Below are 14,584 nucleotides of genomic sequence, written 5' to 3'. Positions count from 1 at the left end.
CTGCGGGCACCTGGCCGTACGGCCCGGACGACGAGGGCGGCCCTCGCCCCCACAGCCTGCGGCACATCCCGCCCCACCTGTCCCAGATGACGCCCCTCGTCCCGCCGTGCGGAACGCCATGACGAGTAGTTCGCGTAAGGCGGTCCGCCGGACGGGACGCCCCGCACATGCTGCGTTCACCAGCTCGCCGGTGCCGAAAACTGCCAGCACCGAGCAGGACGCTCCTGGGCCCGGCCCGGCCGACCGCGTTCGCCACTCCGTCCGGGGGCTCGGCCGAACGTCACCTGCGATGAGGGAACTTGATGATGGTCACCGTGCTGAGCTGGATGGGCCTGCTCGCGCTCACCGCCATGGGCGCCCTGGTGATGTGGGAGCTCGGCGCTCTGCGCGTCGCCCACCGCGATGCCGAGCGCCGCGAGCGCCGGCAGGCCGCTGTCTGCGCCCAGCAACTGCGCACGTCCACGCAGCACACGGCTCTGCCCGACCTGTCCGACCCGGCAGAGCGGTGATGCAGACGATCGGGTGGATACGGGACCGTTTCTGGAGCCACTTCGTCGTCGGCTGGATGCTGACGATCGCGGTCATCACACGGTGGGGGAGCGGCCCGCACCTGGGGCTTCACGCCCTCCCCATGGCCGTGATCGCCAGCTGGGTCTGGGCAGTTCACTGCGCCAGTGACCGTCGTACCCAGGTAGCCGAAGGCTTCCGGGCCCAGCACCACACCTGGAACAGACTCCTGCGCTCCAGGCCCCCGCACGCCCCGGGCCCCCTCTACAGCGCGGCCGTACAGCTGATGCGGAGCACCGAGAGCCACCTGTGGGCCGTGGCCCGCGAGCACCGCCTGCAGCGCCTGAGCATCGCGTTCACCGACGGCTGGGACCCGGCCGGCGACGGCAACGAGGCCGCCTCCGTGGGCGCCGGGCGGCGGGCCCATGTGTGGCTGGGCAGCAACTGGTTCGGCCCGGGCGACACCGACCACCTGCCGGCCGTCCTCGAGCACGAGCTCGGCCACATCCTGCGCCGCGACAACGCGCGCTCGACCGTGGTCCAGGCCGTCGGGGTGCTCCTGGTCGTCCTGGCGGCCGCGTGGCTGCCCTGGTCCCTCGCCGTCCTGGCAGCAGTAGCCCTCCGGCTGCTGTACATCGGATGGGTCTGGCACAGCGAGCTCGCCTGCGACGCCCGCGCCGTGCGCGCCTGCGGCCGCAACTCCGTGATCGCCCTGTGGAGGCGCAACACCGCACTGCTGCGCACGATCCCACAGCCCGCACGCCTGTGGCTCGGCCTGCGCTCGGCAACCACCCACCCCCCGTACCGGCTGCGCATCTGGTGGGCCCGGCGCATCAGCGCACCCGCCGCCCCCAAGCCCCACCCCCTCGCCGCGATGCCCGACGCCTACGCCAAGATCCCGCCGTTCGCTGCGTGAGCCGGAGCTGGCCGCGACAGAGGCGAATTCCGTGCGGCGGCCCCCGAAGACCACGCGGTGCCCGAAACCTCCCGGGCGACGGGAGCCCCGCGGCGCACGCCGTCTACGGCCAAGGAGGGCGCACAGACTGCCCGGCACGATCGCGAACGAAGGGGCCCCGCTCATGCCGGTGATCAGCATCATCACGCCCGTCCATGCCGCCACGGCCACATTCCTGGGCGAGGCCTACCACTCCCTGGCCGTCCAACAACTCCCTCCCGACTGGAAGATGGAATGGCTGGTGCAGGCCGATGGACCCGTCGACCTGAAGTACCTGCCCGACGAGCCGTGGATCTCCACCGACACCGGCCGGCCGGGCGGCGCCGCCCGGGCCCGGACCCTCGCCCTGGCCCGCGCCACGGGAGTGCTGCTGCGCCAGCTCGACGCGGACGACCTGCTCCCCGACCCGCTCGCCCTGTCCCGCGACATCCACACGCTGATCAACAACCCGACCATCGCCTGGGTCGTCTCACCCTGTCTGGACCTCCTGGCCGACGGCTCCACCGCCCCGGGCCCCTACGACCCGGCCCCCGGCCTCATCCCGCCGCGCACCTTGCTCGAGGGGCTGCTCGCCGAACGATTCCCGGTCATGGGGACCACGGTCACCCTCTACACCGAGCTGGCCCGCGCACTGGGTGCCTGGCCCGCCCTGCCGTACGGCCAGGACGTCGCCCTCTGCCTCAACGCCGAAGCGGTGTCCGCCGGCTGGATGCAAGAGCAGCCCGGCGAGCTCTACCGCCAGCATCCCGGCCAGGCGACCCTGCTCCGCCCAGCCGAGGAACGCTGGATCGGACTCAAGGCGCTGGCGGACCAGGCCCAAGCCCTCCACCGGACCGGCTGGGCCTACCACCCGCCGGTGGAGGACCTCCACGAAGATCCGGGCCACGGCTGGGACGAAGACTGGCTGCGGTATCCGCCGATCGCGAGCTGACCGCCGGCGTCGGCCCGCTGCGCCGTACTCGTCAGAACCTGCCGCGGTGCACACCCGCTCCGGTCCGGGCAGAGCGTCATACCGCGCGGCCTGTCAGCCAGGCGATCCACGCGCCGTCGGGGGCCCGGCCCAGGTGGAGGGCCGGAGTGTGGCCTGCCGCGTGGGCGCAGATACGGCCGTAGAGCCCGTGGCTGGCAGGGCACAGCTGGCCTAGTTCGTCGGCGGTAAGAGCCGTCAGGTCCTCCGGGAGGCGCTGACCCGCTGCGGTGGCGCGGGCCTGTGCGCCGCGGCGTCGCTCCACCTCGTCCAAGCGTGAGGCGACCAGGCGGAACCAGCGCAGGTCGGAGTCGTCCTCGTCGCCGCCAGGGGTGTACAGGCACTGCCGGGCACCGTGCTCGTCGAACTCGTCGACGAGCACCATGCCGACCGACTCCAGCAGGCGGCGCGAGCGGACGTTCGCCGCCTGGGTGACAGCAACCAACGGGCCGCCGCCGGGCACAGCCGCTGTCCACCAGCTGACGATCGCACCGACCGCCTCCCGTAATGGTGGAGTCGGATGTTGCAACTCTCGGAATAGCCTCCCGATCGCGCAGCTCGGGCTTGCCAGTTCCTGATTGGGGTGAAGCAGCGGATATGCCGATCAAGCAGGTCAATCGTCGTCTGGAGCAGTTCCCACCCATGCCACCGGCTGCCCTTCGGGGGTGGTCCCTAAGTGCGGATAGTCCGCCTCGTGCCCGACATCCAGGACACAGATCCGCCCCCACCTGCCATGTTTTCCCGGACACCTCCGGATTAGCAGGTCGTAGTCGCCGTCCCTCACCGCACGGTCGTACCGCTCCTGGGAGCGCCGGAGCTTGGGGCTGAGCTCTCGCGCCAAGGAGGCTTCCAGCTGGTCGATCTCTTCCCTGAGGCGCTGAACAGCGGGATCCGACATCACGGCATTCAGCGCCGTCTCGGTCCACCGCTGAACGCGCCACCGGGCGTGCGCCGCCCGGCGCTCCGCCAAGCTGTCCTCCACGGCTTCCCTCCCTAGGCTCAGGTCCTCGTGAGTCTCCAGCGTAGATATCGCCTCGGAGAAGTGTCCGCTCAGTTCGGCGGAACAGGCGGCTTGGACGTGGCGGTGCGGGTAGGCCCTAGTCTGTTTCCGTGAGGAACACCAAAGCTTTCAAGGATGCGGTCGCGCAGACGCTGGCCGAACTCGCCCGCCTCGGGGTGACGATGCGGCCCGGGTCCGTCGAGGACACCATTGAAGCCAATATGAGCAGGGTCGCCGCTCAGCTGGGTATCCAACAACGTTCCGCATGGCGGTACTTCGACGCGGAAGAGCTGGCCAAGTCCCTCGCCCAGCAGCACAAAAAGTTCGAGGCCTCCAGCGAGAGCGCCGGCGTGGGCGTGGCTCCCATGCCGCCGGTCGACAATCCCGAACTGGCTCTGGTGCTGGCCGGTGTTCCGGACTCGCTTGTGCAGACCGGCGGGGACCTCTTCGCAGTGATCATCAACGTTGCCGTGAATGCGTGGATGGCCGGTCACATCCACGGAGAGGACGGTTGCGAGGGTTGCGAGGGCAGTCGTGGTCCCTCCGGTCACGACTGGGACGACCGGATGAAGCAGATCACTGCCATGTCCCCGGACATCACCAAGTGGTTCGACCGGGACCGGTGGACCGCGGCTCTGCACGACAGCGGTTTCAGCATCGAGCGTCGCTGATCTGAGGTTCGGTGGCCTCGTTGAAGCGGCGGCCACCAACTTCGCCGCCCTGCAGCACCACGCCCGCCGGGCGGCGACGCGCGCGTGCGAGGCGGGACCGCACAGGTAGACCCGGACCCGCTCGTCGGTCAGCAACTCGCGGACAAGGTTCGCGTCTTCGGGGGTGACCGGTCGCAGGAGCAGCCGGTCGGTACGTAGTTCGGCGGGCCAGACGCTGTCCAGGGCGGCATCGACAAAGTCCATGAGGCTCAGCCTGGCAGCCGGTGGCACCGGGCGGGCTGGCTCAGCAGGACACGGCGCGGTCGGGCGAATCGCCAACAGCACCGGCCGGCCGGGCGGCGCCTCGTCCCAGACGAACACGAGCGGCTTGCGAGCGAGAACGCTCCCTTCCGGCTGGACTCGTTCGATAGCTCCCAGGGCTTCACCGACCGCGTCCGCTGCAGTTGTCGCCTACTCCACCGACGCTCCGCGAGAAGGCTTCGCCGCTGGCCAGGCGGTGTTGTCAGTGCCGTACGCCATCCTGGCGGCGACGGTCGTGGAGAGGTGAGCCCATCGTCGAGATCAAGACAGGGAGGGAGCCCATGGCTGCCGGTGAGGGGAAACGCGTCAGAGCGGGAGGGTCTTCGCTGCTGGCGGACTTCAAGCAGCTCGGGGCGATGCCGTCCGCCCACAAGCGGGGCTACCAGCTGGAGGTGCTGCTGGAGCAGTTGTTCAGGCGGGCGCACTTCCGGGTCGACCGCAACGCGTCCGTCGCGAAACCGCGGCAGACGGACCTGGTGGCCCGCTACGGGGACACCTGGTACCTGATCGAGGCCAAGTGGCACAACGAGCCGGCCGACATCAACGTCTTCGATTCCGTCCGCTCACGGATGGAGCGGGCCGCCTCATCCGCTGTCGTAGGCGTCATCATCAGCGTGAACGGCTTCACCGACTCGGCGGTGGAGGACCTGCGGGTGCGCCGGGACCGGGGGCCGATCCTGCTGTTCGGCGAAGACGAGCTGACTCAGGTCCTGAGCACACCGAGGTCGCTGGTCAACCTCCTGCAGGTGAAGCGGGAGGAACTGATCACCCACGGCCGCGTGCACCTCGCTGCTGTCCCCAAGCCCCGGCGTCGGCGCCGGCCGGCCACCGGCCTGCCGGGTGCCGAGGCGCGGCTGCTCGACCCCGACCTGAAGCCGCTGCCGTACGTCAAGTCCAGGGGCGGGTTCGGGGAGTTCATCTTCGTGCCGGAGCTGCCCGACGTGGACTGGGCGTTCGGCAGCGGCAGCGGCGTCTCTCTCGATGTGCCGGTCAGGCCGTACAACGAGGACGGCATCGTGGAGTTGCTGTACGGGCTGGGCTCGATGGGCTGGACCAGTGCCGCACCGCAGTGGAACATCCAGCAGTCGAGCGCGAACTGGCACGGCGTCGGCGCCCGCGAGTTCGTCGAGGCGCTGCGTGCCTGGAAAAAGCGCGAAGACACCCTGGAGAACGCCCACCACACCGAGCAGGTCACCTACTTCGACACCTGCCAGGGCGGAGGCTTTTACACCCTCACCGCGAGCATCGCCAACCACCGCTTTCGGGCGGTCTACGACTGTCACCTGTCGTTCCAGCTGCCCGGCGTCCCCGTGGACTTCCAGCCGATCCGGCACTTGTTCGAACAGTTCGACGCCGCAGCATTCAGCTACTTCCGTCCGCTGAACGGCCCGGCAGTCGTTCGGCACCACCTTGAGCAGAGGGTGCCGCTGGAGGTCGTCGGTTACGTCGTCTCGCACAGCGAGCTGGACCCGATGGACTGCGATGACGCGCCTGCAGAGTGGGTCACGGGCCTTCTGGTGAGAAATCCGTACCGAGGCGAGGACGGTCGGTCTCTCTCGGATGAGTGGCCGGGCCGGGTCACGGAGAGCGAACTGCTCGTCTGTGCCCTGCGGTCGCACCACCAGCTCCATGAGCCCAAGGAGGTGTACCACCTGTACTGGTGGGAGTACGCGCGTACCTCCGACGCCCTGGCCCTGCGACCCGTGGCCGACTGGTAGCGAGCCGGAGGAGGTCCGCCGCCCCGGCCGGCCCGACTGGCTCCTGCTTCTCTCCACACTCCTCCCTGCGGCGTAGTGGCGGTGCGGCCCCCGGGCTCGTCGTACAGGGTGGGCTCATGAGCGTGTTGTGGTCCGGCCATATCACCTGCGCACTGGTGAGCGTGCCGGTGCGGCTCTACACGGGGATCGAGGAGGCGAGGCCGCGCCTTCACCGCGTGCACGCCGCGGACGGCGCCCGAATCCGGCACCGGCAGGTGTGCGAGGCCGAGGCCCGCGAGGTCGGCGAGTCCGAGATCGGCCGGGGCTGGCAGGCCCCGGACGGCCGGGTAGTCGTGTTGCGGGATGAGGACCTGGACCACCTTCCGCTGGCCACCCGCAAGGCCGTGGAGATCGTCGGCTTCGTCGACGAGCGGGACGTCGACCCGCTGCTGTACGAGCGGTTCTACTACGCCGGACCGGCCGACGGGCAGGCGGCTCTGCGCCCGTACACCCTGCTGGTAGAGGCGATGACCCGCAAAGGGGTCCTCGCCGTGGCCAAGTTCGCCGCGCGCACCCGGGAGCGCTTGGCGGTGCTGCGCCCGCGCCAGGGCGTCCTCGTGGTCCACGCCCTGCGGTGGCCGGAGGAAGTCCGCCCACCCGAGGACATCGCCGTGGCGGCGCCGGCCACCACACGGGAGCTGGAGCTCGCCGAGACGCTGATCGACCACCTGACCGGCGTGGACATCAGCGCCCTGCACGACGAGTACGGCGCAGCGCTGGAGCAGGTCGTGGAAGCCAAACTCGCGGGTGTGGGCTGGGAGGAGCCTCCCGAGCCGGTGCCGCCGGTGGACCTGATGGCGGCCCTGGAGGCCAGCATCCGCCGAGCCCGGAACGGGCGCGAGCCATACCCGTAACCTGCGCGCCGAGGGATTCACCCTCCTCGCCCGGCTCCGCCTCGTTGCCCAGGTATGACAGATGATCTGAAGACGCGAATCCAGGCCAACTGCCGCAGCCTGTCCCTGCCCACGGCCCGGCACGTGGCGGGACTGCTTCAACGCCTGGAAGCCGAGCACGAGACGGGCAGCGAAGAGGTGATCGAGCGGGCCTTCAGCGGCGCCGTACGGGCCGCCTGGACGCAGGACGAGCCGTGGGGCCGTGGAGTAGTACGTCCGAGAGACCGTGAACAACCATCTGTGCGCCGTGGACAGCGCCCTGGCCCTCGCCGGTCAACGGGCTGGGAGCCGGTTGACACGGTTGCCGCCCTCTCGACGATGGACCACGACACCGCGGCGTTCCTCCTCGGGCAGCGTGCCCAGCCACGCAGCCCGGCCGACGGCGACTCCGCGTAGGCGCCAGCTGAGGCGGCCCGCGAGCGGCTTCAGGGGGTGACGTGCGCGCCGTCGAGCCGACGGTGCACCATCGACAGCGTGGTGAGCAGCTCCAGCAACTCCTCGTCGGTGACCGTGCGGTGAAGCCGTGGCTCGTGCGCGGCCGGGTTGCGGTACATGCTGAACAGTCCCTTGACCAGGTTTGCCAGCCCCTTCTGTTCATCCAGCTCCGGACCGGTGACGTTCGCGTTGATGGCCACCCGGGCCGTGCCCTGGCCGGGCATGAGCACCGAGTCGACCAGCCGCGCCCCGTCCAGGCCCTGACCGGTGAGCTGACGCAGCCGGTCGGCCACCGACTTGACCGCCTCCAGGCTGGCGTGGAAAGGGTTCTTGGCCAAGATCTCCAGCGTGCAGTAGCGCAGCACCTCAGGATGCGTGGAGCGGCGGCGCAGCTCCGACCGCAGCGAACTGGCGTGCCGGGCGGCCTCGCTCAGCGTGGCCGCGGCCGGCCCCCTGGCAAGGCGCCCCTCGTCGTTCACCCGCAGCCCGACATGGACGAGGATCTCGTTGAGGTCGTCCTGCCGGCGCGAGAACGTGTGTGGTTGCTGCGCGTAGAGCACCGGGGCCATCGCTGCGCTGATGAACGCGATCACGCAGTTCGACGCCTTCTGGCGCGCCTGGTGCGCCAGCAGCGCCCCGGCCAGCCGGTCCCGCTTGTTGCCGCCCTCCACGTCCGGCACCTTCACGGTCGTCAGCAGCTGTCCGATCTCCCGACCGGTCAGCCCCTGCGCGGTGTCGCCGAGCACACCCGCCACCGCAGTGACGACCGGTGCAGGCCAGGGCTCGTGTCTACGCGCTGCCATGCCTTCTCAACTTCCCCTCGTTATATGGCCAACCGGTCAGGATGACACGGGCGCGGGTGGGCGGCTGCCCCATTTCCGCGCCTACGGAAAGTCCGCGACCCCGGCACGCTCGCCTGGGAGCCGCGGTCGACCTCAGATTCGGCCCGGCCAGGGATTGATGTCCCGTGCTCGCCCTGCACCGCATAGCGGCCCCCGGGCGCCGTGGACACCCGGGGGCCGCTTACGTGCCCCGACGGCGGCTACGCCGCCCCGGCGCCCGTCACCGCCCCGCGCCGGGGCCCGTGAACGGCGTCTGCCGGACGGCGAGCAGGGCCAGCGCGGTGGGTGTCTGCGTGAGGTCGACGCGCGGGTGAGCGGATCCGTCCAGCGGGTTCAGCAGCCGGGCCGTCCACCCCTCGGCGTTGCGCACCACCTCCAGGGCGGTCTGGTCGGCCAGGGGCAGGACGGTCAGCAGAGACCAGGCCCCCCGCCGGATGACGCCGGTCGTGGGGTGCGCGTAGTGCTCGGCCAACCGGTCGCCGACCGCGCCGGCGCCCTGGCGGCACACGCTGCCCACGTACTGGCACCCGCGGCGGCTGTCCCACGCGACATACACCGCACATCTCGCCCCCACCCGGCGGCGTACCGCACCCGGCAGGGCCGGGCACACCACCACCGGCGAGTGGCTGTCGCCGCCCCGGACCACGCTGTCGTCGAGCACCGAGCCCACCAGCCGCAGCACCGGCCGCAGCGCCCGGTCGATCTGCGCGGGCAGCGTGAGAGCGGCGCTCACTCGTTGTCCTCCTCGTCCTCGTCGAACACGAAGAGGGAGGTGTCGACCGGCCCGAACTTCGTGAGGATCTCGGAGAGCTGGCCCAGCTGCTCGCGCTGGCCCTGGACGGCATCGAAGGTGCCGAACACCTGGTTGCCGCGCCTCTGGCTCATGCGGGCCAGCGCCCGCGCGGCCTTGGCGGCCGAGGTGATGCCCAGCTCGAGCGTCCGGCGCAGGCGCACGTCTTCCGCCTCGGGCTCCTGCTGCTTGCCGCCCGTCTTGGCCTTGGCCTCCGCGTGGTTCTTGGCGATGGTGTCCAGGGCCTGGGCCGGGTCGGCGGCGTGGACGAGGTCCCACTCGTAGTCGATGATCATCTGCTGGCCGGCCTTGTCGAGCATGGGCTCGCCGTCGCGGACCAGGACACCGTCGACCTCGCGCTCCTGGGTGTGGAACAGCTTGGGCAGCACGGCCGGGTCGGCGGCGACATGGGCGCGGGCGATGGAGTGCAGCATCCGCAGCCCCCCGGCGGTCCGCGCCAGCAGATCCAGCAGCTTCACCGGCGTCGCCCGGAAGGGCGCCTTGCGGGCCTCGCGGTCGGTGCCCTCCTTCGAGCCGCGGTCCCGGGTGATGTAGCTGTCGAGGATCGCCGCGGTGCCGCCCAGGACGGTCAGCTCCGCCACGGCGCCCATCTCGCCGGCCAGAGCGCGCTCGAGGATGTCGTCGAGCACCTCGAACGTGTCCTCGCCCTTGGTCAGCTCCCACGGCTGCTTCCACACCGTGTCGGTGATCGTGCCGCCGTTGCCGAAAGCGCGCAGCGGCTGCTCGATGCCCTCCTGGCTGCGGTAGTCCGACAGCGCCATGGGCGCGAGCCGCTCGCTGACCCGCTGCCGGTCGGCCTTGCCCATCCCGAATTCCTGCTTGATCAGCCGGTTCACGGCGTCCGTGTGCGGCCCGGCGAGCACCGCGTGCTGATGGACCGCGGCCGACCACAGCCGGTGCGCCGGAACCCCGAGCAGTTCGTGCATGGCCTGTGCGCCCACGGTGCCCGACAGCACCCGGTGCACGTCCGGGGTGATCAGGCCCTCACGGTGGGCGTGCCGGTAGACCCGCTGCATGCCCTGCGTGTTCTGCGCCCCCGGGGTCCAGGCGGTGACGTGCACGTGCAGATTGGCCAGCAGGTCGTCCCGGGCCGCCACCAGGTCCGCCAGCGGCCCGCGGCTGTCGGACCGCGCGCCGACCACGACGGTGGCCGGGAAGGCGAGCGTGTGGCCCTCCCGCCGGGTCGCCTCCGTCAGCATGGGCGCGGCCAGGTTCTTGCGGGTGCGCGCGGTCAGCTCGGTCACCCGCCGGCGCACGGCCCCCTGCTCGGCACGGCTGCGCCCGCCGGGCTGGTCGGTCGAGCCGATAACGGTGCTGATGCAGGCCGAGATCGCCTGGTAGATGTCGCCGCCGGTGCGCGCCAGCCACATGCTCACCAGCCGGCTGTTGCCGTCGCCCGCGATCAGGAAGGTGTCCTCGCTGCCGTCGTCGTACACGACGCGCATCACGAACAGCGTCAGCGGCTCCTTCACACCCTGCTGGAGCACGCTCTGGGTGTAGTCGTTCTCGCCCTTCTGGGCGTGGAACGTGTTGAACATGCTCTCGGAGACCGCACTGGCCAGGGCCTTGCGGTCGCGCATGCGCACCGTGAAGACCGCGATCGGCTCGCCGGTCTCCGGATCGGTCAGCGTCTCGTACGAGGTCACCAGCGACGTGGGCGGTGCCGCGTCCATGGCCGTGCGCAGCTGGTCCGCCCACCGCTGGTTGATGAAGTCGGGCAGGACGTCGAGGTCGAGGTAGCGGTCGTGCGGCGCGGTCGCGTACAGCGTGCCGCCGACGACCGGCTTGGCCGTCAGCAGGCTGACCCGCTCACCGTCCACCAGAGCCCGCAGCCGCGCGGGATCCACCGCACCCGAGGTGACGGCGTTCGCCGAGGCCTCGTCCAGCGAGGTGTCGGGGTTCTCCAGAAGCGCCTTGCGCGCACCGCGGAGCCTGGTCACCGGCTGCGGGTCCGCCACCGGCGCGGGCCGGCGCAGCAGCGGAGGAAGGCCGTCGTCGGGCTCCTGCCCGTCCCGGCCGTCGAATGCGTCGATCGAAGTCAAGGTCTCGCCCTCCCGGGCATGGCACGCAGCAGGAAAACCCGCGGGCAGGGTCATCCCTGCCTCCACTGCGCGCCGTCCGCAGGGGGCGGCGAGCGCCGTCACGCTCCACCAGCGGCTCATGTCTCCGCGATGTCCCGTGCCGACTGGCGTTCTACGGTCACCGGCGAGCTGCTGGTCAGCCGGTCCGAGGACCGAACGCCCGTCGATGACGGGTGCCAGCTGCTCTCATGCCTCAGTTCGAACTCTGCGGCATGCAGTTTCCGTGTATCCAGAGCGGTGCGCGGCCGGCACAGCAACGCTGGGCCAGCAACCCCCGAGTGTACGCCAACACGCACCGAACTGCACCGAGTTCGTTTAAACGGCCAAACGCCCAGATCGTGCGATGTGGTCGCAGCCGTCCGGACCGAGCAGGCAAGACGCTGCCGAATGGCGCGAGGCCCGACCGGGGCGATGGGCTAGGGAGCGGGGTGACACACCCCGACCTGCTGAGGTTGCAGCACCGCCTGGACGAGCTGCGTGGCCAGGTGCTCCAGTCCTTCCTGCTCCTTCTCCTTCCAGAGGTCGACGGGCACGGTGGTGAAGCCGATCTCGGCGCGCCGCCGTCGGCGGCGCAGGTCAGCTCGGCGGTGGGGAGCTCGGTGTATCGGGCCAGGGCGGCGGTCGGTCTACGCCCTCGGCTGGAGCGAATAGCCGGTCTGCTTCAGTGCGTCGTCCCACACTGCGGGCGTCAGCCAGCGCTCGATGTCGGGCGATGCGGCCGTGATCGACCGCATGCGGGCCTCCCAGTCGTGACCGCCAGGGGTTGCGGTGCCTCGTCCGCAGCCGTCGCACCCGTCTTCTCCGTGAATGTGCCCGGCCATCCAGGAGTTCAGCGCGACCTGGAGCAGGACCGTGAACAGGTCGCCGCTCTCGGCCAGGTGGTCCAGGGCATCATGCATGATCAACGCCAGCTCGGGATTGCCGTAGGGAGGGAATGGGGGCTGGCCTTGCTGCAGTCCCCCACCGGACTTGGCGCTGGCCACCGTCTCGGCGATGGCCTGAGCGAAGTCCTTCGGGTCGAAGTAGTTCCAGGCGGTCCGGACCTGCACGCCGAGCTGCTGAGCGACCGAGCGGCACCAGTAACTTTCACAAGTCCGGCGATGCGACGGAGAGGGAGCCGACATGCTGGGAAGCCGCGTCCACATCAAAGGGTCGGCCAGACAGAAGCTCGGGGCCGAGCTGAAGAAGGCGTACAGCAGGGGGGCCTCGATCCGGACCCTCGCGCACGGCTGCGGGCGCTCGTACGGGTTCGTGCACCGCGTGCTCACCGAAGCCGGCACCGCCATGCGCACGCGCGGCGGCTCGGAGGACAGCCGCCGCACGGTTGCCGTCGTCGTGGTGGGGGGCTGATTTCTGCGGCTCGGCGTGCCGCGGGAAATTCCGTACATCGTCCAGGATTTGCTCACCCCACGGCATTGCGCAGCGTCACCGCCGACCTGTGCCCCGGTGGAACGCTGGGCGCCGAGGACATGGCGTATTCCCGGTACCGCGTGTCGGGATCAGGCGACGGTCCAGTCGCGCAGCTGGCGGGCGATCCGGGCGATGCCGAGCGCTCCGGAGGCGGCGTCCCGCACGAGCGCGACGGCCGCCTTGGGCGGGTAGTCGAGTTCGCGCGCGTTGAGGATCAGATAAGCCTCGGTCGCATGCCAGGCGAAAGCCTCGTTGGAGTGCTCCAGGCACGGCAGTTTCGCCAAGGTCTGCAGCAGCGCGCCGGCCTTGAGATATAGAGATCCGTAGATGTCGCGCTCCATCGCTCGGGCATTGACCCGGGCGACAGCGGCGTACAGCGGTCCGAGGTCGTCGACCTGCGGATCACCGTCGAGCAGCTCGGCGGCGTGCAGCAGGAACGTGACGTCGAGCGGGTGGAGCGGCGGTTCCGGCTGGGTCACGCGGCGTGGCCTCGTTCCTGGTGCTGTCCGAGTTCCCGCTGCGCTTCCTGCTCGGCCGCCCGCTGCTCGGCACTGGGGTCCAGACTGCTGGGCTCGGCCGCGAAAGCCGCGCCGCTGCGGGCCATGGACGCCTGGAAACCGTCCAGGAACCGCCGCTCCACGGCGGTCGCACGGTCGTAGGCGGCAGAGAGGATGTACTCCTGCATGCTGACCCCCGCCTGCCTGGCCGCTGCCGCGATCGCGGCCCGTTGCGCAGGATCGGGGAAGCGCAGGTTCAACGCTGTTTTGGCATCCGACATGGTATCCACGGTACCAGCGGTACCACGCGGGCGTCTCGGGAGCGGCGCGGACTACCCCGGCCCAGGCCGTCGGCGAAGCGCATCCGCCGCCCCGCCCCTGAGGAGGCCTCTCACGCGCGCGCCTGTCGTGCACCCGAATTATGTAACGTCCTCTGAGCCGGGACGGAAACATGCAACGGCTACTCTCCGTATTCTCACGGTCCACACCGGCCGTGGGCCCCTGGACCGACCACGTCGTCGCCGAGCACCTCATGCGCACCCAGCTGGCCCGCGCGTACGCCGTCGACGTATGGGCGACCTCGACGACCTGTTGGACCAACGGGCCCATCACGATAAGGAGATCAGGCGGTGGGCGACGCCTCTTCGGGGGAGCTCTGGTAGGCAGCCAGTCTGGCTGCGTCCCGCTCGGGCGTCAGCCGCCTGACAGGGGCGACGAGCGGGTTCCGGCGGCGCCGCAGAGCCTGGCCCAGCAGGTCGGCCGCGCGGTCGGCTGCAGCGCGGGCCAGGAGCCGGTGGGCGGGATCGCCGAGTTCGGGCAGTGACGCGGAGCCCGCCGGTTCGGTCGACGGGGCGGGCAGGGGCGGCGCACGAGTTGCACCGAATGCAACTCGTGTCCCTCAGGGCTGTGGCAGTGCGTGCGTCAGCGCGGTGATCAGGCCGTGATGGGCCGCCTCGACTCGCCCTGGAGCGCAGCCCGTGCAGAAGGTGTGGCCGCTGCGGGTGACGACCAACCCCCAGGCTTGAGCTGCGTGGACGCTGTCTCCGTGACTCTCCGGTGCGTGCACGATGATGCCTTCGACCGGCAGGGAGAAGGCGGCGCCTGCGATCCGGTCGGACAGCTGGGCGGAAGAGGCGAACTGCCAGTTGTTTCCGTCGGTATACGGGCTGCCGAGGCCCTGGCTCGGCAGCCGCTCCAGCAGCGCTGACGTGCCGGAGAAGTCCTCCAGCGTGAGCGTGATCGCCCACAGCCGTGCCGCGTCCTGCTCCGCAGGCGACCACACGGGGTCCAACGCGTCGTGGGCGTCGTTCAGGTCGTGCTCGACCTGGTAGCGCACGGCGGCAGAGTCCACGAGCCGCCCGTTCTGCTCGACAATCAGAGCCTGCTGCTCCGACCGGGCCCTCTTCCGCGTCATGTAATCCAGCTGCTGTGGGCGCAGCAGGATGACGGCTTCTGCCG

General features: G+C 70.5%; 18 protein-coding genes. 9 read left to right on the top strand and 9 right to left on the bottom strand.

Going from position 1 to position 14,584, the window contains the following annotated elements; genetic code table 11:
• The first annotated feature begins 302 nt into the window (after positions 1 to 302).
• The 3 genes from OG883_RS46200 (at position 303) to OG883_RS46190 (ending at position 2,393) form a co-directional block, all read left to right on the top strand.
• A complete protein-coding gene (locus OG883_RS46200; protein ID WP_266554847.1) occupies positions 303 to 509 on the top strand; it encodes a hypothetical protein in 207 nt (68 codons plus the stop codon).
• Complete coding sequence (locus tag OG883_RS46195; RefSeq protein WP_266554845.1) at positions 509 to 1,423, top strand: M48 family metalloprotease; 915 nt, start codon at positions 509 to 511, stop codon at positions 1,421 to 1,423. The genes OG883_RS46200 and OG883_RS46195 overlap by 1 nt, the downstream gene beginning before the upstream one ends.
• A 163-nt stretch (positions 1,424 to 1,586) precedes the next feature.
• Entirely contained in the window at positions 1,587 to 2,393 is an 807-nt protein-coding gene (locus OG883_RS46190; protein ID WP_266554843.1) for a GltA, read from the top strand.
• A gap of 76 nt (positions 2,394 to 2,469) precedes the next feature.
• Here OG883_RS46190 and OG883_RS46185 read toward each other — a convergent pair whose 3' ends face one another.
• Together OG883_RS46185 and OG883_RS46180 are read right to left on the bottom strand one after the other, a co-directional pair.
• Positions 2,470 to 2,958 (bottom strand): hypothetical protein, encoded by a 489-nt coding sequence (locus OG883_RS46185; protein ID WP_266554841.1) that lies wholly within the window; start codon positions 2,956 to 2,958, stop codon positions 2,470 to 2,472.
• Between the two features lie 84 nt (positions 2,959 to 3,042).
• The gene (locus OG883_RS46180; protein ID WP_266554839.1) at positions 3,043 to 3,411 is read right to left on the bottom strand and encodes a hypothetical protein; all 369 of its coding nucleotides are present in this window, start codon (positions 3,409 to 3,411) and stop codon (positions 3,043 to 3,045) included.
• A gap of 128 nt (positions 3,412 to 3,539) precedes the next feature.
• On the opposite strand from OG883_RS46180, the gene OG883_RS46175 reads away from it, so the two are divergent.
• The 4 genes from OG883_RS46175 to OG883_RS46160 all read left to right on the top strand — a co-directional run bounded on the left by OG883_RS46175 (position 3,540) and on the right by OG883_RS46160 (position 7,446).
• Positions 3,540 to 4,100, top strand: coding sequence for a hypothetical protein (locus OG883_RS46175; protein ID WP_266554837.1), 561 nt, complete (start codon positions 3,540 to 3,542; stop codon positions 4,098 to 4,100).
• A gap of 581 nt (positions 4,101 to 4,681) precedes the next feature.
• The gene (locus OG883_RS46170) at positions 4,682 to 6,118 is read left to right on the top strand and encodes a restriction endonuclease (RefSeq protein ID WP_266554835.1); all 1,437 of its coding nucleotides are present in this window, start codon (positions 4,682 to 4,684) and stop codon (positions 6,116 to 6,118) included.
• A 116-nt stretch (positions 6,119 to 6,234) separates the two neighbouring features.
• Positions 6,235 to 7,011 (top strand): Ku protein, encoded by a 777-nt coding sequence (locus tag OG883_RS46165; protein ID WP_266554833.1) that lies wholly within the window; start codon positions 6,235 to 6,237, stop codon positions 7,009 to 7,011.
• Positions 7,012 to 7,065: 54 nt separating this feature from the next.
• A complete protein-coding gene (locus OG883_RS46160) occupies positions 7,066 to 7,446 on the top strand; it encodes a hypothetical protein (protein ID WP_266554831.1) in 381 nt (126 codons plus the stop codon).
• Positions 7,447 to 7,475: 29 nt separating this feature from the next.
• On the opposite strand, the gene OG883_RS46155 is transcribed toward OG883_RS46160, so the two are convergent.
• The 4 genes from OG883_RS46155 to OG883_RS46140 form a co-directional block, all read right to left on the bottom strand.
• The gene (locus OG883_RS46155) at positions 7,476 to 8,288 is read right to left on the bottom strand and encodes a TIGR02391 family protein (RefSeq protein ID WP_266554829.1); all 813 of its coding nucleotides are present in this window, start codon (positions 8,286 to 8,288) and stop codon (positions 7,476 to 7,478) included.
• A 259-nt stretch (positions 8,289 to 8,547) separates the two neighbouring features.
• Positions 8,548 to 9,060, bottom strand: coding sequence for a hypothetical protein (locus OG883_RS46150; protein ID WP_266554827.1), 513 nt, complete (start codon positions 9,058 to 9,060; stop codon positions 8,548 to 8,550).
• Complete coding sequence (locus tag OG883_RS46145; protein WP_266554825.1) at positions 9,057 to 11,180, bottom strand: hypothetical protein; 2,124 nt, start codon at positions 11,178 to 11,180, stop codon at positions 9,057 to 9,059. The genes OG883_RS46150 and OG883_RS46145 overlap by 4 nt, the downstream gene beginning before the upstream one ends.
• 665 nt (positions 11,181 to 11,845) lie before the next feature.
• Positions 11,846 to 12,268 carry a hypothetical protein gene (locus OG883_RS46140; RefSeq protein ID WP_266554823.1) on the bottom strand — a complete coding sequence of 141 codons (423 nt, stop codon included), beginning with the start codon at positions 12,266 to 12,268 and terminating at the stop codon, positions 11,846 to 11,848.
• Between the two features lie 73 nt (positions 12,269 to 12,341).
• Here OG883_RS46140 and OG883_RS46135 point away from each other — a divergent pair, with 73 nt between their 5' ends.
• A complete protein-coding gene (locus OG883_RS46135; RefSeq protein ID WP_266554821.1) occupies positions 12,342 to 12,569 on the top strand; it encodes a helix-turn-helix domain-containing protein in 228 nt (75 codons plus the stop codon).
• 149 nt (positions 12,570 to 12,718) lie between these two features.
• On the opposite strand, the gene OG883_RS46130 is transcribed toward OG883_RS46135, so the two are convergent.
• Together OG883_RS46130 and OG883_RS46125 are read right to left on the bottom strand one after the other, a co-directional pair.
• Positions 12,719 to 13,108, bottom strand: coding sequence for a fic family toxin-antitoxin system, toxin component (locus OG883_RS46130; RefSeq protein ID WP_266554820.1), 390 nt, complete (start codon positions 13,106 to 13,108; stop codon positions 12,719 to 12,721).
• The gene (locus OG883_RS46125) at positions 13,105 to 13,407 is read right to left on the bottom strand and encodes a DUF1778 domain-containing protein (RefSeq protein WP_266554819.1); all 303 of its coding nucleotides are present in this window, start codon (positions 13,405 to 13,407) and stop codon (positions 13,105 to 13,107) included. Before OG883_RS46125 ends, OG883_RS46130 begins: the two co-directional genes overlap by 4 nt.
• Positions 13,408 to 13,619: 212 nt before the next feature.
• Between OG883_RS46125 and OG883_RS46120 the strand changes: the two genes are divergently transcribed.
• A complete protein-coding gene (locus tag OG883_RS46120) occupies positions 13,620 to 13,949 on the top strand; it encodes a hypothetical protein (protein ID WP_266554818.1) in 330 nt (109 codons plus the stop codon).
• A 75-nt stretch (positions 13,950 to 14,024) separates the two neighbouring features.
• On the opposite strand, the gene OG883_RS46115 is transcribed toward OG883_RS46120, so the two are convergent.
• A partial coding sequence (locus tag OG883_RS46115) for a hypothetical protein (RefSeq protein ID WP_266554817.1) occupies positions 14,025 to 14,584 on the bottom strand: 560 nt, incomplete at its 5' end.

The sequence above is a fragment of the Streptomyces sp. NBC_01142 genome, from assembly GCF_026341125.1.
Taxonomy (GTDB): domain Bacteria; phylum Actinomycetota; class Actinomycetes; order Streptomycetales; family Streptomycetaceae; genus Streptomyces.
This window is presented reverse-complemented; position numbering and strand designations above follow the sequence as displayed.

Coding starts and splice junctions, on each gene's coding strand:
- OG883_RS46160 (WP_266554831.1), top strand. CDS start 7,066: ATGACAGATGATCTGAAGACGCGAATCCAGGCCAACTGCCGCAGCCTG.
- OG883_RS46195 (WP_266554845.1), top strand. CDS start 509: ATGCAGACGATCGGGTGGATACGGGACCGTTTCTGGAGCCACTTCGTC.
- OG883_RS46125 (WP_266554819.1), bottom strand. CDS start 13,407: ATGTCGGATGCCAAAACAGCGTTGAACCTGCGCTTCCCCGATCCTGCG.
- OG883_RS46155 (WP_266554829.1), bottom strand. CDS start 8,288: ATGGCAGCGCGTAGACACGAGCCCTGGCCTGCACCGGTCGTCACTGCG.
- OG883_RS46190 (WP_266554843.1), top strand. CDS start 1,587: ATGCCGGTGATCAGCATCATCACGCCCGTCCATGCCGCCACGGCCACA.
- OG883_RS46200 (WP_266554847.1), top strand. CDS start 303: ATGATGGTCACCGTGCTGAGCTGGATGGGCCTGCTCGCGCTCACCGCC.
- OG883_RS46135 (WP_266554821.1), top strand. CDS start 12,342: ATGCTGGGAAGCCGCGTCCACATCAAAGGGTCGGCCAGACAGAAGCTC.
- OG883_RS46170 (WP_266554835.1), top strand. CDS start 4,682: ATGGCTGCCGGTGAGGGGAAACGCGTCAGAGCGGGAGGGTCTTCGCTG.
- OG883_RS46165 (WP_266554833.1), top strand. CDS start 6,235: ATGAGCGTGTTGTGGTCCGGCCATATCACCTGCGCACTGGTGAGCGTG.